The sequence below is a fragment of the Micromonospora rifamycinica genome, from assembly GCF_900090265.1.
Taxonomy (GTDB): domain Bacteria; phylum Actinomycetota; class Actinomycetes; order Mycobacteriales; family Micromonosporaceae; genus Micromonospora; species Micromonospora rifamycinica.
The window spans coordinates 897,494-918,046 of record NZ_LT607752.1 but is presented as its reverse complement, the minus strand read 5'-3'; the positions used below and the strand labels follow the sequence as shown (position 1 = coordinate 918,046).

The window sequence follows — 20,553 nt, the reverse complement described above, 5'->3', positions numbered from 1 at the left end:
CGGGTGAGGAGACGACGATGAGCGGTACGACGCCGGACAGCCCGGCCGGCGGCCTGGTCGGGTTCTGTGGCGACCCGGTACGCCGGACCTGCCGGCTGGACGGGCCGGACGCCGGTTGGCTGGTCACCGGCGGGGAGGCCGACCTGTTCGCGGTACGCCGCCCGGGGCTGCACCCGTCACGCCGGTTCCACGTGGCCCGGCTGCCCGCCGGTGCGCTGCTGTCGACGTCCACCGCGCTCGGCGCGTGGCAGTTCATCCTGGTGCCGCTGCCCGGCACCGAACTGCGCGGGCTCGGCGTCCGCGAGCTGTCGGTGCTGCAACGGCAGGCCCGCCGGCAACGGGATCCGGCCGATCCGACCGGGGCACGGGCCCGGGCCGCCGCCGCGCAGCTCGTCGACGCCGTCGACCTGGCGCTGCTCACCCTGGCCGACGCGATGCGCCCCGGCCAGGCACCCCGGGAGGCGTCCACCCTGCCCGCCCGGGAGATCGTCTCGCTGGCGCAGGACAGCGTGCTGACCGCCAACGGCGGCGTCTGGTGGCTGCGCTGCGCCGGTGGCCACCTGCGCCGCAACGACGGCGGCCCCGGCGAGACCGTCGGGGCACAGGAACTGCTGCTGTTCGCCGGCCGGGACTGGGTGGTGGCCGACTCGCCGTGCGTGGTGGAGAGTCAGGCCAGCGTCGACCTGCTCGCCGCCGGCCAGCTCCAGACCGCGGTGGACCAGCACCTGGCCGGACTGCTGCGGACGGTGGAGGCGCGCGTCGCCGACGCCGACGCCGCGCTGCTGAGCGCCGTCGAGCGCCGCCGACAGGCCGACGCCGCCGTGGTGGCCGCGGCGGCCCGTCGGGCGATCGGGGTGATCGGCGCCGGCGAGGTGGTGGCCGAACCGGAGCAGGCCGTCCGGTTCGATCTGTTCGGACCGGCGGCGGCGGTGCTGCGGGCGGTCACCGCCGGGTGGGACGCCACCGTCGAGGAACCGACCGACCGCAGCCGCACCCCGGACGGCGAGCGGGCCGCCGTGCACGCCGTCGCCCGCGCCTCCGGCCTGTTCCTGCGGGAGGTCCGGCTGCCCGAGCGGTGGTGGCGGCGCGATCTGGGGCCGCTGATCGGCTGGCGGGACGGCGACGACGGCGGCCCGCCGGTGGCGGTGCCGATGGTGTTCCGCCGGGGCCACTACCACCGGGTGGATCCGGAGACCCGGGTGCACCGCCGGGTCTCCCCGGCCTTCGCCGCCGAGCTGGCCGCCGCGGCCACCCAGGTCCAGGCCCCGCTGCCGCACGTCGCCGCGCTGCGGCACCTGTTGCGCGCCGGCCTGGTCGGCGCGGCCCACGACGTACGCACCCTGCTGCTGACCGCCAGCTGCGTGGCGGTGCTCGGCCTCGGTGTGCCGCTGGCCACCGGAGCGGTGCTCGGCCAGCTGGCCCGGCGCGGCGAGGTCGAGGGCCTGTCCGGGTTCCTCGTCCTGATGCTCAGCGCGGCGGTGGTGGCCGGTCTGCTCGGTGTGGCGCAGAACCTGCTGCTGCTGCGACTGGACGGCCGGATGCAGTCCGGCGTGCAGCTGGCCCTGTGGGACCGGCTGATGCGGTTGCCGGCCCGCTTCTTCAGCCGGCGCAGCAGCGGCGAGATCGCCAACTCGCTGCTCGGCGTCGCCTTCGTCGGCGAGGCGCTCAGCGCCCTGCTGCCGCAGTTGGTCACCGCGGCGGCGACCGTGCTGGTGACCACCGCCATGCTGCTGGTCGTGCAGCCGGTGCTCGGCCTGTGGGGGTTGGGCGTGGTCGGGGTCTGCGTGCTGGCGTTCACCGTGTTCACGCTGCTCGTCCTGCGGCGGCAGCGGGCCGCGGTGGCCGCCGAGCACCGGGCGGCGGCGATGACCAACCAGCTGCTCGGCGCGATCGTCAAGCTCAAGCTCGCCGCCGCGGAGTCCCGCGCGCACGCCCGGTGGTCCGAGCTGGCGGCCACCGCGCGGGCGGCGCTGCAACGCGTCCGGCAGAGCCAGGCCGGGCTGATCGCCTTCGCCACCGTGCTCCCGGTCGCCGGGCAGCTGGTGCTCTTCGCCGTCCTGATGGGGCCGCTGGCGGGGCAGGTGTCGCCGACCGACTTCTTCGTCCTCAACGTCGGGTTCGCGATGCTGCTCGGCGCGCTGCTGGTGCTGGTCTCCGCCGGGGTCGAGGTGGTCGCCGCGGTGCCCCGGCTGGGCAGCCTGCGCGACATCCTGCGGGCCGAGCCGGAGGCTCGGCCGGACCGGGTGGATCCGGGGGAGCTGCGCGGCGGGATCAGCCTGCACCGGCTCACCTTCGCCTACCAGCCCGACGACCCGCCGGTGCTGGTCGACGTCGACCTGCAGATCCGGCCCGGCGAGTTCGTCGCGGTGGTGGGGCCGAGCGGCTGCGGCAAGTCCACCCTGCTGCGCCTGCTGCTCGGTTTCGAACGCCCCCAGCAGGGTGCCGTGCTCTACGACGGGCAGGACCTGTCCGAACTGGACGCCCAGGCCGTCCGCCGGCAGTGTGGGGTGGTCCTGCAGGACGGTCAGCTCTTCGCTGGGTCGGTGCGCGACAACATCTGCGGCGCCGGCGGGTTCACCCTGGACGAGGTCTGGGAGGCGGCCCGGATGGCGGGGCTCGCCGACGACCTGGAGGCGCTGCCGATGGGGATGAGCACGATGGTGCCGTTCGGTGGCGGCACCCTCTCGGTCGGGCAGCGGCAGCGGGTGCTGATCGCCCGCGCGGTGGCCCCCCGGCCCCGGATCCTCTTCTTCGACGAGGCGACCAGCGCATTGGACAACCGTACCCAGGAGGTGGTGACCCGGAGCACGGCGACGCTGGCGGCCACCCGGCTGGTGATCGCCCACCGGCTGTCCACGGTCCGCGACGCGGACGTCATCGTGGTGCTCGACCAGGGCCGCATCGTGCAGCGGGGCAGCTACGACGAGCTGATGGGGCAGCCGGACGGGCTGTTCCACCGGCTGGCCCGGCGGCAGTTGCTCGCCGACCCCGAGGGCCGGTCCCCGGCGGCCGGTCCCCGGTCGCCGGGCTCGTCGCCCGGAGACCGGTCGCCGGCCGGAGAACAGCCGTCGCCCGACGGTCAGCCGTTGTCGACGGGGCTGCCGTCCTCGACGGACAGCTCCGCGCCGAGGTGATTCTCCAGCAGGTCGGCGACGTGCGCCTCGGCCTGGTTCTCGACCGCGAGCCGGAACGCCTCGGTGAGCACGTTGACCACCCCCTGGGTCAGCAGGATCGTCTCCCGGTCGACGTCCGCCCAGGACGGTCGGGAGCCGCCGGCCAGCTCGGGTGCGAGGGTCAGCATCCGGGCGGTGACGGCCGCGACCAGTTCGTCGGCGAGCGGCCGGACGGTGTCGAGCACCTCGCTGAGCGCCTGCAGGGCCGGCACCGTGCCCATCCGCACCCGGTGCAGGTCCAGGGCGGCCCGCAGCGGCCGGGGCCGCACCGTGCGTACCGTGCCGTCCGGGGCGCGTCCGATCACCCCGTGCCGGGTCAGCGCGTGGGTCAGCGCGGGGCGCTCGGTGGCCAGCCGTTGCAGCATCGCGGTGAGCCCGTCGGGGGCCTCGTCGCTGGCCCGTACCCCGAGCATGGCCTCGATGGAGACCAGGTTGAAGCCCTGCCGCTGCAGGGTCAGGATGGCGTCGAGGCGGCGGACGTGGGAGTCGTCGTAGAGCGCGACCCGCCCCCGGCGCACCGGCGGGGCCAGCAGCCGTCGGGCCTGGTGGGCCCGGATGTTGCGCGCTGACATCCCTACCTTGCGGGCGAGTTCCTCCACGGTGTAGCCGGCCGGAGCGCCGGCGGTCGCCGGCCCGGTCGTCGTCACCCGGTCGATGGTCACGGTGGCCTCCGCAGGCGTCGGGGACGGGGTCCGGCGGCTGCCGTCCGGTTGCGGCGGACGGCGGCCTCCCCGGGCCGAGCGTATGACCGGGCGACCCACGGAGGACAGAAGGGGAACCTCTACTTGCCCTCGGCGGTGGTCAACCATTATCCTCCGTGACCACGCGATCACAGCAATTCCGCATTACCCGAGTTCCGCCGTTTCTCGCCCCATTCGCGGCCACATTCGATGAAATTCCCCCCGGATTGCTCCCGCCCGATCTCTGCTGTCCCAGGATGAAGCGGAATCGGGTGGCCCGGGTGTTCCGGGTCGCCCCCGCCGTCGCCGCGCCGCACGTGCGACTCGGCCGTTGAAGGGAGCAGGAACTGTGACACCTGTCGATCGGGCGGTCTTCGTGGCCGCCTACAGCCGGTTGGTCGCCGACGTCTGGGCCGACCCGCAACGGGAGCGGGCGTTGGAGAGCGACCCCCGGACCCTGCTCGCCGAATACGGCCTCGGGCTGCCCGACGAGGTGCGGGTCCGGGTGGTGCGGGACGCCGCCGACACCGACCCGGACCTGGAGGTGCAGGTCAACTCCTGGCAGCAGGCGGCGGACACCGGGACCTTCGTGCTCTTCGTGCCGGCGCTGCTGCCGGTGACGGAGACGGAGTTGGCCGAGGACGAGCTGGACAGTGTGGTGGCGGGGCTGGACTCCAGTTGCGCCTGCTGCTGCCCCTGCTGCTGCACCTGACCGCCGGTTGCTGCCGCGCGGGCGGTGGACCCGCCACCGATGTCTGCCGCCCGAGGTGCGCCGTGGCCGCTTCTGATGGCAGCCAACCAGAATCCTTGATAGTCGAACACCAATTTTTCTAACGTTCTCGCACACCAATCAAGCGCAATTTACGCGCGGTGAAACCCGAAGAAAGGTGCTGTCGATGAGCAACGAAGAGCAGGAGTTCGGCGCCAGGTTCATCACGAAGTACTCGCAGCTGGTCACCGCGGTGTGGCGCAGTGACGAGGAACTGCGACAGCTGCTCGCCGACCCGACCGGTTACGCCACCGCCGCCGGCCTGCCGGTGAGTCCCGGAGCCGTGGTGGTGGTGGACCGCACCCAGCCCACCGCCCTCTACACCAAGGACGAGATCGTCGCCGACTGGACCGCCACCGCCGGCCGGCACGTCCTGCACGTGCCCGAGGTCCCGCTGGTCGACCTCAACGAACTGACCGAGTCCGAGCTGGAATCGGTGGCCGGTGGTGTGTCGTCCGAGGTGGACGTCAACATCGTCGTCATCGCCATCGTCATCTGAGTTTCCCCACCCCCCGGGAGCCACGATGCCCACCACGACCGAGACCATCGCGTTCCGCGCCGGCACCTACCGGACGGCCACCGTCGAGCAGACCTGGGGACGCATCGCGCCCCTGCTCGACCGGTTCCGGATCACCCGGGTCGCCGACATCACCCGTCTCGACGAGATCGGCCTGCCGGTGCACGTTGCCTACCGGCCGGTCGGGGCGACCATGGCGGTCAGCGTCGGCACCGGTGCCACGCCGATGCAGTCGCAGGTCAGCGCGGTCATGGAGAGCATCGAGTCCTGGCATGCCGAGAACCTCCGGCTGGGGACCGTCACCCGGTCCCCGGCCGAGGGGCTCGACCTACCGTACGACGTACGCTGGCTGCACCTGGCCGAACGTTCGCCGCTCACCTCGGCCGTGGTGCTCGACTGGGTGGCCGGCCGGGGGCTGGTCACCGGCACGCCCTGCCTGGTGCCGCGCGCCACCATCGAGCTGGACTTCACCGTCCGCCGGGGCTGGGCGCGCACCCTGTTCTACCCCAGCAGCAACGGCCTGGCGACCGGCAACACCTTCGCCGAGGCCAGTCTGCACGCCCTGCTGGAGGTCATCGAGCGAGACTGCATCGCCCCGTACAGCACCTCGGCGCTGGCCGACCGGGTCCACACCGACCCGGGCACCGCCCGCAACCCGATGACCCGCACCGTGCACGAGGCGCTGCTGCGGGCCGGCTGCTGGGTGGAGGTCTGCGACATCACCAACGGCATCGGGGTGCCCTGCTACGCCGCCTCGGTCTGGTCGCCGGACATCCCGGTCACCTTCGGGGGCTTCGGCTGCCACGTCGACCCGGAGATCGCGGTCGGCCGGGCCATGTCCGAGGCCGCCCAGTCCCGCCTGGTGATGGTCTCCGGTGCCCGCGACGACATCGACGCCGCCGCCTACCACCACGTGGCCGCCGCACCGAAGCCGCCACCCGCCCTCGACAGCCCCGCCGGCGCGGTCCGCCGCGACCGGCCACCGCCCGGTGACGTCACCGACGTGCTGCGCGAACTGGCCCTGAGGGTGCAACGGGTCACCGGCGTCGAACCGTTCGCCGTCGATCTGACCCACGACGACATCGGCATCGCGGTCAGCAAGGTCTTCGCTCCGGGGCTGCGGATGTTCGACGAGCGGGCACTGAGCACCCGCCCGGGGACGCCGGCATGACCGACATCGTCTTCATCGGCCCGAGCCTGCCGGCCGACCAGGTCGGGCAGGTGCTGCCTGACGCGCAGGTCCTCCCGCCGGTGGCCCACGGCGACCTTCTGCGGCTCGACGTCGGTCCCGGTGACCGGGTGTTGATCGTCGACGGGTTCTTCCTGCACCACCCGCCGGTGCGGCACCGGGAGATCCTCGACCTGTTGGCCCGGGGCGTCACCGTCGCCGGGGCGGCCAGCATGGGCGCGTTGCGCGCTGCCGAGCTGTGGCAGTTCGGGATGCGCGGTGTCGGTGACGTGTACCAGCTCTACCGCGACGGCGTGGTCACCGGCGACGACGAGGTGGCCGTGGTGCACGGCCCCGCCGAGGACGGCCACCGCATCCTGAGCGAACCGCTGGTCAACATGCGGATCGCGATGCGCCGGGCGGTGGCCGCGGGGGTGCTGGTCGACGCCGAGGCGGACCGGCTGCTCGGGCTCTGCCGGGACCTGCCGTTCCGGCGTCGGTCCTACCGGGCGCTGGAGTGCACCGCGCCACCGGACGCCGCAGCGGCGGTGGACCGGTTCCTGACCTGGCACCGGCGCGACCCGTGGGACGCCAAGGGCGCCGACGCCCGGCTGCTGCTGGCGATGGCCGCCGCCGACGCCGCCGAGCTGAGCCCCGCCGGTCCCGGCGACCAGCCGATCGACAACCTGCACACCCGGTTCCTGGACAGCTGGCGGTCCCGGCACGCCGGTGCGGCCGTGGGCGGGCACTGGGTCAGCGAGCGCGATGTCGCGGCGGTGCTGATGCTGCTGCACCCCGAGTCGCCGGCCCGGCACCGGCGGGCCGTCCTCGCCGGGGTGGCCGAGGTCGACCCGAGCGACCCGGCCCTCGACGACCGGGCCGTCGACGACCGGGCCGCCGAGGTGGCCCGGGAACGCGGACTGCTCGCCGTCGGCCCCGTCGGCCGGGACTGGTTGACCGGTGCCGAGCAGGGGCTCGATCCCCGGGAGGCGGCGCTGCGGGTGCTGGTGCGGGCCTTCGGTGTCTCCTCGTACCGCAGCCTGGCCCTGTGGATGGTGGCCGAGCCGCTGCGCGCCCCCGCGCAGGTCGCCGCCGCCCGGCAGGTCGCCGCCACCGCGATGTCGCTCAACGAGACGGTGCTGCCCCGCACGACCGGTCACCGCCGGCCCGGCCGGCAGCACTTCCGCACCGAGGTCGTCGACCGCTGCTTCGCGGCGCTGTGGGGCTGCCCGGTGGACGGCCTGGCGGCGGCGGCCTGGGACCGCGGCTTCCTCGACCTGGAGGCGTTCCGGTTCGCCGCCGAGCCACTGGTCGCCTACCTCAAGGCGTTCGGCCCGCCGCGACTGCCCCCGGTTGCCGGCGCGGCAACCCCCGACGGTTCCCGGGTCGGTTCGCCGGCCCGGGTGGGCTGAGGAGGAAACGATGGGCGGCACCGTGAAGGCGGCGCTGATCTACCCGCCGCTGACGGACCCCACCTCGGGGTACCACTCGCTGAACTACCTCGACTCCTACGCCCGCGCCCGGGGGCACCGGCCGGCGGACATCATCGACGCCAACATCGAGGCGTTCCACCACTCCTACACCCCTTCGGCGTACGAGTGGCTGCGCCGGGAGCTGGCCCGGCCGCCGGTGACCGACCTGACCGGCACGGACGCGCTGATGGCCCGGGCGAACCGGTTGGGCCTGCCCGAGCCGGATCCGCAGCGGCTGCGCCGGTCGATCGGGGTGCTGCAGGATCCGGTGCTGTTCTACGACTACCGGCACTACCAGGAGGCGGTCGAGGGCGTCATCTCCTGGATGGACGCGCTCGGCGCGGTCGGCTTCCCGGGGCAGTTCCGGGCCGGCTTCCGGTTGCAGCCGCCGCCTGCGGTCTCCATCGGCTCGGTGGCCGCGCTCACCGACGAGGCGACGCTGGCCCGGCTCAACCGGCCGTTCCAGCCGTACTACGAGGACGTGCTGATCCCGCGGCTGGCTGCGGGCGGGTACGACGTGATCGGTATCAGCGCCACCTACCAGTGGCAGCTCCCGTTCACCCTCTGGCTGGCCCGGCTGATCCGGCAGGCCTGCCCGGATGCGTTCGTGATCGCCGGCGGCACCGAGATCTCCGGTGTGTGGAAGTGCGCCAGCCGCCCCGAGCAGGTGTTCCAGGTGTTCGCCGACTTCGACGCGATCGTGGTCGGCGAGGGGGAGACCGCCTACACCGAGATCCTCGACGCGGTGGCCACGGGCACCCTGCCGGCCGGGCACCCCAACGTGCGGCTGCACCCGAAGTACGGCCGGCAGCGGCAGCTCCCGCTGCGCTACGAGCGGCTGGGCGCCATCCCGGTGCCGGACTTCTCCGGCCTGCCCTGGGACCGCTACCTGAGCCCGGAGAGGTTCGTCTACTACTCGCCCACCCGGGGCTGCTACTGGAACAAGTGCACGTTCTGCGACTACGGCCTGAACACCGACGGCCCGACCAGCCCCTGGCGGCAGGACACCGCCGACACCATGATCGCCGACGTGACGGAGCTGGCGAAGTTCGCCAAGTTCATCTACTTCTCGGTGGACGTGCTGGCCCCCGCGACGATCCTGCGCTTCGCCGAGAAGGTCGTCGAGCGGGGGCTCGACTTCCGCTGGGGGGCCGAGATCCGGCTGGAGAAGTACTGGTCGGAGGAGCGCTGCGAGCTGCTGCGGCGCAGCGGTTGCGTGGCCGTCTCGGTCGGTTTCGAGTCCGGCAACCAGCGCATCCTGGACCTGATCGACAAGGGCACCCGCCCGGAGCAGGTCCGCCGGACGATGACCGCGATGACCAAGGCCAACATCGGTGTGCAGATGATGGGCTTCACCGGGTTCCCCACCGAGACCCGGGAGGAGGCCCTGGACAGCATCGGCTTCCTGCGCGACAACCCCGACCTGTGGACCCTGGGTGGCCTCGGCGATTTCGTGCTCACCCCGGGCGCGATCGTCGCCAAGGAGCCGGAGCGCTTCGGTGTGAGCAACGTGCGCCCGGTGGAGGGCTCCGACATCGTCCGGATGCTGCGGTACGACGAGCCGGTCACCGAGGCCGCGCACGACGAGGTGATGCGGGCGAAGTCCACCCTGAACCCCGGCCACTACCACCGGCCCTGGCTGGGCAGCACCGACACCCCGCACTCGTTCTTCTACCACGACCGGTACGGCACCGACGTGCGTGGCGTCCTCGCCCACGACCGGGTCCGCCAGCACGACGACGACCACACCGAGTTCGTCGCCAACGGCGTCTTCGTCGACCGCGCCGACGAGCAGGCGTGGGAGGCGTACCGGCGGCTGCGGGCCGAGGATCAGCAGGGCACCCCGGGTGCCGAGCTGCCGGCTGACCGGCACCTGTTCCGCCGGGCCGACGGACAGGTCTTCGCGCTCAACCGCAGCAGCCGGATCTTCCTGGACCTGTTCACCGCCCCGCTGACCCTGGCCGAGGCGCAGCACCGGCTCTGGGTGGTCGAACCGGCGGTCGCCGACCGGGTGTGGCGCACGTTCATCGGTCAGCGGCTGCTGCGCCGGCACGCCCTGCCCGAGCCCACCCCGGCCACCGGCTGACCGTCCGTCCGGGCCACCGGCTGACCGCCCGGCCCGGGCCGCTGGTCAGGCGGTCCGGGCCGGCGCGGTGAACGGCAGCAGCACCCGGAACACGGTCGTCCCCGGGACGCTGTCCACCCGGATGTCACCGTGGTGCTTGTTGACCACGATCCGGTACGAGATGTCCAGCCCCAGTCCGGTGCCCTCGCCGACCGCCTTGGTGGTGAAGAAGGGCTCGAAGATGCGCGGCCGGACCGCCTCGGGAATGCCCGGCCCGGTGTCGGCGACCTCGACCGCCAGCAGGTCGCCGGCCCGCGAGGTGCGCAGCGTCAGGGTGCCGGTCGCGCCCATCGCCGACAGGGCGTTGTCGATCAGGTTCGTCCACACCTGGTTCAGCTCGGCCGCGTACGCCGGGATGGGGGGCAGGCCGCGGTCGTACTCGCGGACCACCCGCACCCCCGCCGGGACCTTCGCCTTGAACATCACCAGGGTGGCGTCGAGCAGGTCGTGCACGTCGACCACCTGGTGCGGGGCGCGGTCCAGTTGCGAGTACTGCTTGGCCGCGCCGACCAGGGTGGAGATCCGGGTCACCGCGTCGTCGATCTCGGCCATCAGCTGCTCGGTGTCCAGGGTGTACGACAGCCACCGCACCGCCGACTCCAGGTCCCGCTGGCCGACCACCTCGCGGACCTGCTCCAGCCAGGCGACGTCCAGGCCGGCGGCGACCAGCGTCGGCGCCAGGTCCCAGCCGGCGGTGACCCGCTGGTCGTCCAGCCAGTCGGCCAGCTCGTCCTCGGCGTCGCTGGCGGCCATCGCGGACAGCTGCGGCGCGCGGGCGGCCCGCTTTACCGCCTCCTCCTGCAACTCCACCAGGGCGTGCAGCCGACTGCCGTCGAGCCGGCCGTCGGCGATCATCGCCAGCTTGTGCCGCATCCCGGCGACCCGGTCCCGCAGCGCGGAGGTGGCCCGTACGGCCGCACCGGCCGGGTTGTTGAGCTCGTGGGTGAGGCCGGCGGAGAGCGAGCCCAGGGCGAGCAGGCGTTCCCGCTCGCCGATGATGGTCTGGGTGTCGCGCATCCCGACGAAGAGCCCTTCCAGCAGGTGCATGGCCATCGGGAACCAGGTCCGTACCGCGTGGGCGAACGTCTCGGCGGGCAGCACCAGGAACGCGGCGTCGGTGACCGCCCGCAGGGTGTTCAGGTACACCTGGTCGGCCTGCCCGCCCAGGTACGCCTGGGTGGCCCCGCCGTACACCCCGCGCTGGTCGGTGCGGGTGATCTCCAGGTCGTCGCCGCGCACCCGCCGGCTCATCGAGACCGTGCCGGACAGCAGGGTGAAGAAGCAGGTCGCGTCCTCGCCCTCGGCGTAGACCACGGTGCCGGCGGCCCGGTGCTCGACCCGGCCGTGCTCGGCCAGCCAGTCGAGCTGCGCCGGGTCGAGGGCGGCGAACAGGAACAGCTCGCGGAGCTGGTCCGGGGTGAGTCGTTCGTCGGCGTCGGTCACTGTGCCTCCAGGTAGCGGTGTACCAGCGAGACGGCCATCGCGCCCTCACCGACCGCCGAGGCGACCCGCTTGACCGACGAGGCCCGCACGTCACCGGCGGCGAACACCCCCGGCAGGCTCGACTCCAGGTGGTACGGGTCACGGGCCAGGGTCCAGCCGGGCGGCCGTCGGCCGCCCGCGGTCAGGTCGGGGCCGGCGACGATGAAGCCCCGCTCGTCGCGGGCCAGCACCCCGTCCAGCCAGTCGGTACGCGGTGCCGCGCCGATGAAGATGAACAGCCAGGAGGCGTCCACCTCGCGGACCTCGCCGGTACGGGCGTCGCGCAGCCGCAGCCGTTCCAGGTGCCCGTCTCCCTCGCCGCCGACCACCTCGGTGTGCGGGTGCACCACGATCCGGTCGTTGCGGTCGAGCTGCTGGATCAGGTACGACGACATCGACGCGGTCAGGTCGGCGCCCCGGATCAGCAGGTGCACCCGGCTGGCGTACCGGGAGAAGTGCACCGCCGCCTGGCCGGCGGAGTTGGCCCCGCCGACGATCCAGACGTCCTGGTCGACGCAGCTCGGCGCCTCGGTGGCGGCCGCGCCGTAGAACACCCCCCGACCGGTCAGGTCGGCCAGGCCGGGCGCGTCGAGCACCCGGTAGGACACCCCAGTGGCGAGCACCACCGTGTGCGCGGCGATGGTGCTGCCGTCGCCGAAGTGCAGCAGCCGGGCGGTGCCGGCGCTCTCCAGCCCCACCACCTCGCGGGTGCTGAGCAGCTCCGCGCCGAACTTGAGCGCCTGCCGGCGGGCCCGGTCGGTGAGCTGGGCGCCGGACACCCCGTCGGGGAAGCCGAGGTAGTTCTCGATCCGGCTGCTCTGCCCGGCCTGGCCGCCGGTGGCCTGCCGCTCCACCAGCACGGTGCGCAGGCCCTCGGAGGCCCCGTACACGGCCGCGCCGAGCCCGGCCGGTCCGCCGCCGACCACCACCAGGTCGTAGAAGTCGGCGGACGGCACGACGGTGAGCCCGGCCACCGCGGCCAGTTCCGCCTCGGTGGGGGCCACCAGCGCCTTGCCGTCCGGGGTGACCACCAGCGGCACGTCGGTGGCGGTGGCCCCGGCGGCGGCGAGCAGCCGGCCGCCCTCCGGGTCGTCGGTGAGCAGCCAGCGGTACGGCACCAGGTTGCGGGCGAGGAAGTCCCGGACCGCGAACGACGGCGCGGACCAGCGGTGCCCGACCACCCGGATCTCCTCGCTGGCCTGGTCGGGGGTGGCCGCCCAGGCCTCCAGCAGGGTGTCCATCACCGGGTAGAGCTTCTCCTCCGGCGGGTGCCACGGCTTGAGCAGGTAGTGGTCCAGGTCGACCACGTTGATCGCGTCGATCGCGGCCTCGGTGTCGGCGTAGGCGGTCAACAGCACCCGGCGGGCGGCGGGGAAGAGGTCCATCGCGGCCTCCAGGAACTGGATGCCGTTCATCTCGGGCATCCGGTAGTCGGCCAGCAGCACCGCCACCCGTTCGCCGCGCAGCTTGATCTCCCGTAGCGCCTCCAGTGCGCCGGGGCCGGAGTCGGCCCGGACCACCCGGTAGCGGTCGCCGTACCGGCGGCGGATGTCCCGGGCGACCGCCCGGGAGACGGCGGGGTCGTCGTCGATGGTGAGGATCACCGGCTGTGCCATGGTGCCCATGTAAGCACAGCCTCCCGTGCGGGCGTCCGCGCCGCCGACGGGCGGTCGGGGTGCATTGTCCGTTGGTTTTCCCCGGGGCACGGCCTATGGTGGGCCGCATGTCCCCGGCCGTCCGACCGCTGTCGCCGACCGCCACCGGTTCCCCGGTGGCGGTGGTCGTCGTCGGCCGGTGCGGGTCGGTGCTGCCCGGTGCCGCGCGGCCCGTCGTGGTGCCCGCCCCGGGGCGGCCGAGCCCGATCCCCGCCGGCCGTGGCCCACCGGAGCAACGTTCATCCTCCGGTACGGCCACACAGGGCGAAGCCATCGGGCTTCGGCCCTTTTTCTGTTTCCGGGGTTTCCGTCCGGCTACCCCGTCGTCGCCCGAGCGCATCCGTCCCGCGGATGCCGCGCCCGAAAGGACCTGACATGACCACCGAGCTGCAGGACCAGGCCGAACAGCATCGGCTGACCATGCTCCGCCAGACCCTCACCGACCAGTTCGCGGTGCAGACGGCCCGGTTGACCGAGCTGACCGCCGACACCGGCGACCCGGCCGAGGCGCACACCAGGGCGGCGCTGCTCGCGGCCACCCGGCAGAGCCTCGACCACCTGGCCGGTGCCCTGCGGCGGCTCGCCGAGGGTAGTTACGGCCGCTGCGAGCGTTGCCAGGTGGCGATCCCGGCCGAGCGGCTGGAGGTGCTGCCCCAGGCCCGCTTCTGCGTGCCCTGCCAGCAGCGGACCGGGGGCTGAGCGCCACGCCGTCGCCTAGCAACCTAGGATGCTCTACGGGTGGTGCGCCACACCGTCGGTGGACCGGCCGGAACGGGGCCGGTCCACCGACGGGCATACCGCAGCGCGGGGCCGAACCCGCCATCCGGTCTAGCGCCGGGCCGGGAAGTAGAAGTCGGCCGGGTCGGCGGCCAGGGACGCCTTCACCGCGACGGCCGTCCCGTCGGCCAGCACCTCGATCCGGTCCGCCTCGATCGCGTCGAGCGCCTGCCGTGCCACGTCGGCCGGGTCGAGCTTGGGAATGTCGTAGCCGGCCATCATGTCGGTGTCGACCGCGCCCATGTGCAGGCCGGTCACCAGGGTCCGCTGCGCGGCCAGCTCGAGCCGCACGCTGTTGGTCAGGCTCCACTCGGCCGCCTTGGCCACCGAGTAGGCGCCGCTGCCGGGGTGCGCGAACCACGACAGGGCCGAGAGCACGTTGAGGATGGCCCCGTCGCCGAGCTGCGCGGCGAACGCGCGGATCACCGACAGCGTGCCCCAGAAGTGCGTGTCCAGCTCGCGCCGGACCTCGGCGAGGTCCCCGCCGACCAGGTCGGTGGCGGTGGTCACCCCGGCATTGTTGATCAGGAGGTTCACGTCCGGGGCGGCCTCGGCGGCGGCCGCCACCGAGGCGGGATCGGTGATGTCGAGTGCCAGCACCGTGGCGCCCGGCAGGTCGACCAGCTCCGGGCGGCGGGCGGTGGCGTACACCCGTGCGCCGCGGTCGAGCAACTGGCTCGCGAACTGTCGGCCGATGCCGCGATTGGCCCCGGTGACCAGGGCGACTGCTCCGTTGATCTGCATGCCGCTACGCTAGGACCTGACGTTGACGTCAGAGGCAAGGGAAGTGACGTGCGTATCGGTGAGCTGGCCGCGCAGGCCGGGGTCAGCGTCCGGGCCCTGCGCTACTACGAGGAGCAGGGCCTGCTGGCGTCGACCCGCAGCCCACACGGGCAGCGGCTCTACCCCGACCACGCAGCCGAGCGCGTCCGCCTGATCCAGAACCTCTACGCGGCCGGCCTGACCAGCACCACCATCGCCCGACTGCTGCCCTGCGTCGACGCGGGGGTCGCCACTCCCGAGTCGCGGGCGCTGCTGGCCGCCGAGCGGGACCGGGTCGACGCACAGATCGCCGCACTGATCCGGACCCGCGAGCGACTCGACGCGGTGATCGCCCACAGCGAGAGCCCCGTCCCCGGCTGCGGCCACGGCTAGCCGGTCACGACCGGCCGGACACCCCGCCGCGCGCCCGGTACGGTGCTCGCCGTGACCCCAGACGATCACCCGGCGGTCGGCCCGGTCGCCGTGCTCGCCAACCCGACTGCCGGCCGGGGCCGGCACCGGGGGCTGCTGCCCCGGATCCTCGACGGCCTGGCCGCCGCCGGCCGTCCGGTGGAACTGCTCACCGCGGACACCCCGGCCGCCGCCGAGCAGGCCTGCCACGCGGCGGTCGCCGCCGGGGCGTCCGCGCTGGTCACGGTCGGTGGCGACGGCACTGTCCACCGGGCCCTCCAGGCGGTCGCCGGCACCTCGGTGCCGTTCGGCCCGGTGCCGGCGGGCACCGGCAACGACTTCGCCGCCGACACCGGGTTCCCGGCCGATCCGCTCGCCGCCGTCGCGCTGATCGTCGCCGCGCTGCGGACCGGCCGTACCCACCCAGTCGACCTGGCCCGGATGTCCGCCGGCACCGGCCCCGAGCGTTGGTACGGGGCGGTCCTCGCCGCCGGTTTCGACGCGGTCGTCAACGAGCGCGCCAACCGGATGCGCTGGCCCCGTGGACCCCGCCGGTACGACCTGGCCATCCTCGTCGAGCTGGCCCGGTTGCGGCCACGCCGGTACACGCTGCGCCTCGACGGGGTGGAACACCGGTTCGACGGGGTGCTGGTCGCGGTGGGCAACTGCGCCAGTTACGGCGGTGGGATGCGGGTCTGCCCGGCTGCCGACCCCACCGACGGGTTGTTGGACGTGGTGGTCGGCGGCCGCTTCGACCGGCGTACCCTGATCCGGGTCAAACCGCGCATCTACGCCGGCACGCACGTGGCGCATCCGCTGGTGCGCAGTTACCGGGCCGGCACGGTGGAGCTGGCGGCCGAGGGCATCACCACCTACGCCGACGGCGAGCGCTCCCTCGACCTGCCGGTACGGATCAGCGCGGTGCCCCGGGCGGTGCGTCTGCTGCGCTGAGCGGCGCACCCGGCTGCGGCGTCGGACCACCGTCCGGCGGTGCACCGGCACGGGGGGCGGCGGCCCGGACGGCGCCGATGCTGGCGACGACCACCAGGCCGATCGCCAGCACCTCGACCGGGTGCAGGTCCTGACCGAGGATCAGCCAGCCGGCGAGCGCGGCGAGCGCCGGCCCCAGGCTCATCAGCACCGCGAAGGTCGAGGTGGCCAGTCGACGCAGCGCCAGCAGCTCCAGGGTGTACGGCAGCACCGAGGCGAGCAGCGCCAGCCCGGCACCGAGCGCCACCGCTCCCGGCTGCCACAGCCGCGCCCCGGCGTCGGCCAACCCGAACGGCAGGGTGAGCAGGGCGGCGAGGGCGAGGGCCAGGGCCAGCCCGTCGGCGCGGGGGAACCGGCCGCCGACCCGCGCGGAGCAGACGATGTACGCCGCCCACAGCGCGCCCGCCCCGAGCGCCAGGCCCGCGCCGGCCGGGTGCAGCCGGTCGAATCCGCCCTGGCCCAGCAGGGCGACCCCGGCCAGCGCGAGCCCCGCCCAGCACCAGGCGGTCCACCGGCGGGCGGTCAGCACCGACAGGGTGAGCGGCCCGAGCACCTCCAGGGTCACCGCCGGGCCGAGCGGGATCCGTTCGATGGCCTGGTAGAAGACCGAGTTCATCCCGGCCAGCGCCAGCCCGAACGCGCCGACGGCGAGCCAGTCGGCCCGGTCGTGCCCGCGCAGCCGGGGCCGGCACACCAGGAGCATCAGCACCGCCCCGATGGCCAGCCGTAGGGTGACCGTGCCGGGAACCCCGACCCGGGGGAAGAGCAGCGCGGCGACGGCCGAGCCGAAGTGCACCGACAGCGCCCCGCCCAGCACCAGCCCGACCGACGCCGCCCGACCGGACGGGGCGGTCACGGGGCGGGCAGGGCCAGGTCGAGCACGGCGCCGAGGCCGCTGGGGCGTCCCGGGCCGGCGGCCGGCAGTACCAGCACGCCGCAGCCCGCGGCGACCGCGCCCGCGTCGGCGGGGGTGTCGCCGACCATCAGGGTCCGCTCCGGGTCCACCCGGAGCATGCCGCAGGCCCGCAGGAAGATGCCCGGGTCGGGCTTGCACCGGCCCACCTCGTACGACAGCGCGTACGCGTCGACCAGCTCGGCCAGCCCCCAGGCCGCGAAGTGCCCGCGGATGTCGAAGCCGATGTTGCTCACCACGGCCACCTTGATCCCGGCGTCCCGCAGTGCGGTCAGCACCGGCCCGGTGTCCGGGTAGGGAACCCAGCCGTCGGGCACCAGCACCCGTTCGTAGAGCGCCTCGGCGAAGCCCTCGATCCCGGCGTCCACCGTCTCGGCCAGCCCGGTGTAGGCGGCCCGGTGGGCGTGCTCGTAGAGATCCCGGTCGGCCCACAGCTCGGCCAGGCCGGGCGGTACCCGGGCCGGCAGGGGGCCGCCGGCCCGCCCGGCGGTGAGCAGCCGGTCGGCCAGCGCGGTGGCGCGCATCCGCTCCAGGCTCACCCCGCAGGAGGCCGCGGCGGCCACCACCCAGTCGTGGGCCTGCTCGACCTGGGCGAGGGTGCCGTGGAAGTCGAAGAGCACCGCCTCCACGGGGCGGCGGGACGCGCCCGCTCGGGTGGCGTTCGCGATGCCGTCAGGGGCGTCGCGCGGTTCGGCGTGATCCGGCACCCGTGCACCCTACCGACCCGCCCCGACCCCCGTACCGGACGGCCTTGGCGGGTGGAGCGTCGGTGGTACCGATTAATCTTGCTGACATGTCGAGCCCAGCCGAGCGGTACGCCGCGTCCCGCCGTCGGGCCGCCCAGGCCGCCCAGTTCCCGGCCCTGGAAGAGTTCGCGCTCGACCTGGGTTTCGAGCTCGACGACTTCCAGCGGGAGGCGTGCGAGTCCCTGGAGCGGGGCAGCGGGGTGCTGGTCTGCGCCCCGACCGGGGCGGGCAAGACGGTGGTCGGCGAGTTCGCCGTGCACCTGGCGCTGCGGGGCACGCCCACCACGCCCACCACGGCCACCACGGCGGCCGACGGGTCGGCGACCCCGCCGGCCCGGCGCAAGTGCTTCTACACCACGCCGATCAAGGCGCTGTCCAACCAGAAGTACCACGACCTGGTGCAGCGGTACGGTGCCGCGCAGGTCGGCCTGCTCACCGGCGACAACGCGATCAACGGGGACGCCCCGGTGGTGGTGATGACCACCGAGGTGCTGCGCAACATGCTCTACGCCGGCTCGGCGACGCTGACCGGGCTGGCCTACGTGGTGATGGACGAGGTGCACTACCTCGCCGACCGGTTCCGGGGCGGGGTGTGGGAAGAGGTGATCATCCACCTGCCCTCCTCGGTCACCCTGGTCTCGCTGTCCGCGACGGTCTCCAACGCCGAGGAGTTCGCCGACTGGCTGGTCACCGTGCGCGGCGAGACGGCGGTGGTGGTCAGCGAGCACCGGCCGGTGCCGCTGTGGCAGCACATGCTGGTCGGCCGGCGGATGTTCGACCTGTTCCACGACGCCGACGCGGCCCGCAAGCACGACGTGCACCCGGAGCTGCTGCGCTACACCCGGGAGCAGGTCCGCCGGCTGGAGCTGGGGGAGGGGCGCAGCGCCGGTCCCGGCGGCGGCCGGCGGGGGCCGCGGTGGCGCGGGCCGATGCGCCCCGACATCGTCGACCGGCTCGACCGGGAGGGGCTGCTCCCGGCGATCCTGTTCATCTTCAGCCGGGCCGGCTGCGCCGCGGCCGTGCAGCAGTGCCTCGCCGCCGGCCTGCGGCTGACCTCGGCGGAGGAGCGGGCCGAGATCCGCCGGGTGGTGGAGTCCCGGGTCACCGCGATTCCCGGTGAGGACCTGACCGTCCTGGGCTACTGGGAGTGGCTCGACGGGTTGGAGCGCGGCCTGGCCGCCCACCACGCCGGGATGCTGCCGGTGTTCAAGGAGGTCGTCGAGGAGCTGTTCGTCCGGGGCCTGGTCAAGGCGGTCTTCGCCACCGAGACGTTGGCGCTGGGCATCAACATGCCGGCCCGCTGCGTGGTGCTGGAGCGGTTGGTGAAGTTCAACGGCGAGGCGCACGTCGACCTCACCCCGGGGGAGTACACGCAGCTCACCGGGCGGGCCGGCCGGCGGGGCATCGACGTCGAGGGGCACGCCGTGGTGGTCTGGTCGCCGGAGACCGACCCCCGGCAGGTGGCCGGGCTGGCCTCGACCCGCACCTATCCGCTGCGGTCGAGTTTCCGGCCGTCGTACAACATGGCGGTCAACCTGGTCGGCAGCGTCGGGGCCGACCCGGCCCGCGCCCTGCTGGAGTCGTCGTTCGCCCAGTTCCAGGCGGACCGGTCGGTGGTCGGGCTGGCCCGGCAGGTGCAGCGCAACACCGAGACCATCGAGGCGTACGGCGCCGAGGCGGCCTGCCACCAGGGAGACTTCGACGAGTACTTCGCATTGCGGGTCGCCATCGCCGACCGGGAGCGGGCCATCGCCCGGCAGGGGCAGACCCAGCGCAAGGCGGCCGCGGTGGCCGCGTTGGAGCGGCTGCGGGTCGGCGACGTGATCCGGGTGCCCTCGGGGCGGCGGGCCGGTCTCGCGGTCGTCCTCGACCCGGCCACCGGCGGGTTCGGCGAGCCCCGGCCGCTGGTGCTCACCCAGGACCGTTGGGCCGGCCGGGTCAGCCCCGGCGACTTCACCACCCCGGCCGAGGTGCTCGCCCGGATCCGGGTGCCGAAGCACTTCAACCACCGTTCCCCGGGCGCCCGGCGGGATCTGGCCGCCGAGGTCAGTGCCATCGGGCTGGACCGGCACGGTGGGCGTCGGGGCGGGCGGTCCCGGCAGGCGACCGGCGAGGACCACCGGCTCAGCCAGCTCCGCACCGAGCTGCGCCGGCACCCCTGCCACGCCTGCCCGGAGCGGGAGGAGCACGCCCGCTGGGCGGAGCGACGCCGCCGGTTGGAGCGGGACACCGAGGAGCTGCGCGAGCGGGTCTCCGGGCGTACCGGTTCGCTGGCCCGGACCTTCGACCGGATCGTGGCGCTGTTGACCGCCCGGGGTTACCTGTCCGCCGACGGTGGGGTCACCGCCGCCGGGCGGATGCTCGGCCGGATCTGGACCGAGGCGGACCTGCTGGTCGCGGAGTGTCTGCGGCGGGGCGTCTGGGACGGGCTGTCCCCGTCGGAGTTGGCCGCGGCCGTCTCGGTGGTGGTCTTCGAGGCCCGCCGGGACACCGACGAGCGGGCGTCGCTGCCGCGCGGCCCGGTCGCCGACGCCGTCGACGAGACGCTCAAGCTGTGGAGCGAGATCGAGGCGGACGAGGCGCAGCGGGGCCTGACTGCGACCCGGGAGCCGGATTTCGGCTTCGCCTGGCCGATCTACCGCTGGGCGCGGGGGGAGACGCTGGCCAAGGTGCTCGCCAGTGGCCACCAGATCGAGGGTGAGATGCCCGCCGGGGACTTCGTCCGGTGGGCCCGGCAGGTGGCCGACCTGCTCGGTCAGCTGGCCGACTCCGGCGGGGCGTCGACCGAGCTGCGGGCCACCGCGCGGCAGGCGATCGTCGCCGTCAACCGGGGTGTGCTGGCTCACTACACCTCGGCCTGATCATCACTTTCGGTCACCGTCGGTCGGGGGAATCGACGCATCGGACGGTCAC

At 73.9% G+C, this 20,553-nt stretch carries 16 protein-coding genes; 10 read left to right on the top strand and 6 right to left on the bottom strand.

Features of this window, described 5'->3' with window-relative positions:
• Positions 1–17 precede the first annotated feature (17 nt).
• Positions 18–3,134, top strand: a complete 3,117-nt coding sequence (locus GA0070623_RS30530; protein ID WP_197700043.1) for an ATP-binding cassette domain-containing protein — start codon at positions 18–20, stop codon at positions 3,132–3,134.
• On the opposite strand, the gene GA0070623_RS03910 is transcribed toward GA0070623_RS30530, so the two are convergent.
• Entirely contained in the window at positions 3,080–3,835 is a 756-nt protein-coding gene (locus GA0070623_RS03910; protein ID WP_067306286.1) for a MerR family transcriptional regulator, read from the bottom strand. The genes GA0070623_RS30530 and GA0070623_RS03910 overlap by 55 nt on opposite strands.
• 367 nt (positions 3,836–4,202) lie before the next feature.
• Here GA0070623_RS03910 and GA0070623_RS03905 point away from each other — a divergent pair, with 367 nt between their 5' ends.
• The 5 genes from GA0070623_RS03905 to GA0070623_RS03885 all read left to right on the top strand — a co-directional run bounded on the left by GA0070623_RS03905 (position 4,203) and on the right by GA0070623_RS03885 (position 9,865).
• Positions 4,203–4,565: a hypothetical protein gene (locus GA0070623_RS03905; RefSeq protein WP_157517508.1), complete on the top strand. Its 363-nt coding sequence runs from the start codon at positions 4,203–4,205 to the stop codon at positions 4,563–4,565.
• 184 nt (positions 4,566–4,749) lie between these two features.
• Positions 4,750–5,121: a hypothetical protein gene (locus tag GA0070623_RS03900; RefSeq protein WP_067306283.1), complete on the top strand. Its 372-nt coding sequence runs from the start codon at positions 4,750–4,752 to the stop codon at positions 5,119–5,121.
• A 25-nt stretch (positions 5,122–5,146) separates the two neighbouring features.
• Positions 5,147–6,310 (top strand): YcaO-like family protein, encoded by a 1,164-nt coding sequence (locus tag GA0070623_RS03895; protein ID WP_067306280.1) that lies wholly within the window; start codon positions 5,147–5,149, stop codon positions 6,308–6,310.
• Positions 6,307–7,719: a TfuA-like protein gene (locus GA0070623_RS03890; RefSeq protein ID WP_067306277.1), complete on the top strand. Its 1,413-nt coding sequence runs from the start codon at positions 6,307–6,309 to the stop codon at positions 7,717–7,719. The genes GA0070623_RS03895 and GA0070623_RS03890 overlap by 4 nt, the downstream gene beginning before the upstream one ends.
• Positions 7,720–7,729: 10 nt before the next feature.
• Entirely contained in the window at positions 7,730–9,865 is a 2,136-nt protein-coding gene (locus GA0070623_RS03885; protein ID WP_067306274.1) for a B12-binding domain-containing radical SAM protein, read from the top strand.
• Positions 9,866–9,910: 45 nt separating this feature from the next.
• On the opposite strand, the gene GA0070623_RS31340 is transcribed toward GA0070623_RS03885, so the two are convergent.
• Together GA0070623_RS31340 and GA0070623_RS03875 are read right to left on the bottom strand one after the other, a co-directional pair.
• On the bottom strand, positions 9,911–11,347 hold the full coding sequence (locus GA0070623_RS31340; RefSeq protein ID WP_089003900.1) for an ATP-binding protein: 1,437 nt from the start codon (positions 11,345–11,347) through the stop codon (positions 9,911–9,913).
• Entirely contained in the window at positions 11,344–13,002 is a 1,659-nt protein-coding gene (locus GA0070623_RS03875; protein WP_067306315.1) for an FAD-dependent oxidoreductase, read from the bottom strand. Before GA0070623_RS03875 ends, GA0070623_RS31340 begins: the two co-directional genes overlap by 4 nt.
• A 414-nt stretch (positions 13,003–13,416) precedes the next feature.
• Between GA0070623_RS03875 and GA0070623_RS03870 the strand changes: the two genes are divergently transcribed.
• Positions 13,417–13,740: a TraR/DksA family transcriptional regulator gene (locus GA0070623_RS03870; RefSeq protein WP_067306271.1), complete on the top strand. Its 324-nt coding sequence runs from the start codon at positions 13,417–13,419 to the stop codon at positions 13,738–13,740.
• A gap of 129 nt (positions 13,741–13,869) precedes the next feature.
• Here the strand turns inward: GA0070623_RS03870 and GA0070623_RS03865 are convergent, their stop codons facing one another.
• Positions 13,870–14,562: an SDR family oxidoreductase gene (locus GA0070623_RS03865; RefSeq protein WP_067306269.1), complete on the bottom strand. Its 693-nt coding sequence runs from the start codon at positions 14,560–14,562 to the stop codon at positions 13,870–13,872.
• Between the two features lie 48 nt (positions 14,563–14,610).
• Here GA0070623_RS03865 and GA0070623_RS03860 point away from each other — a divergent pair, with 48 nt between their 5' ends.
• Positions 14,611–14,973 (top strand): MerR family transcriptional regulator, encoded by a 363-nt coding sequence (locus tag GA0070623_RS03860; RefSeq protein ID WP_067306268.1) that lies wholly within the window; start codon positions 14,611–14,613, stop codon positions 14,971–14,973.
• Positions 14,974–15,015: 42 nt separating this feature from the next.
• A complete protein-coding gene (locus tag GA0070623_RS03855) occupies positions 15,016–15,942 on the top strand; it encodes a diacylglycerol kinase family protein (protein ID WP_067306265.1) in 927 nt (308 codons plus the stop codon).
• On the opposite strand, the gene GA0070623_RS03850 is transcribed toward GA0070623_RS03855, so the two are convergent.
• Entirely contained in the window at positions 15,905–16,837 is a 933-nt protein-coding gene (locus tag GA0070623_RS03850; RefSeq protein ID WP_067306263.1) for an EamA family transporter, read from the bottom strand. The genes GA0070623_RS03855 and GA0070623_RS03850 overlap by 38 nt on opposite strands.
• Entirely contained in the window at positions 16,834–17,601 is a 768-nt protein-coding gene (locus GA0070623_RS03845) for an HAD family hydrolase (protein WP_407937963.1), read from the bottom strand. Before GA0070623_RS03845 ends, GA0070623_RS03850 begins: the two co-directional genes overlap by 4 nt.
• 86 nt (positions 17,602–17,687) lie before the next feature.
• Between GA0070623_RS03845 and GA0070623_RS03840 the strand changes: the two genes are divergently transcribed.
• On the top strand, positions 17,688–20,501 hold the full coding sequence (locus tag GA0070623_RS03840) for a DEAD/DEAH box helicase (RefSeq protein ID WP_067306260.1): 2,814 nt from the start codon (positions 17,688–17,690) through the stop codon (positions 20,499–20,501).
• The last annotated feature ends 52 nt before the right edge of the window (positions 20,502–20,553 follow it).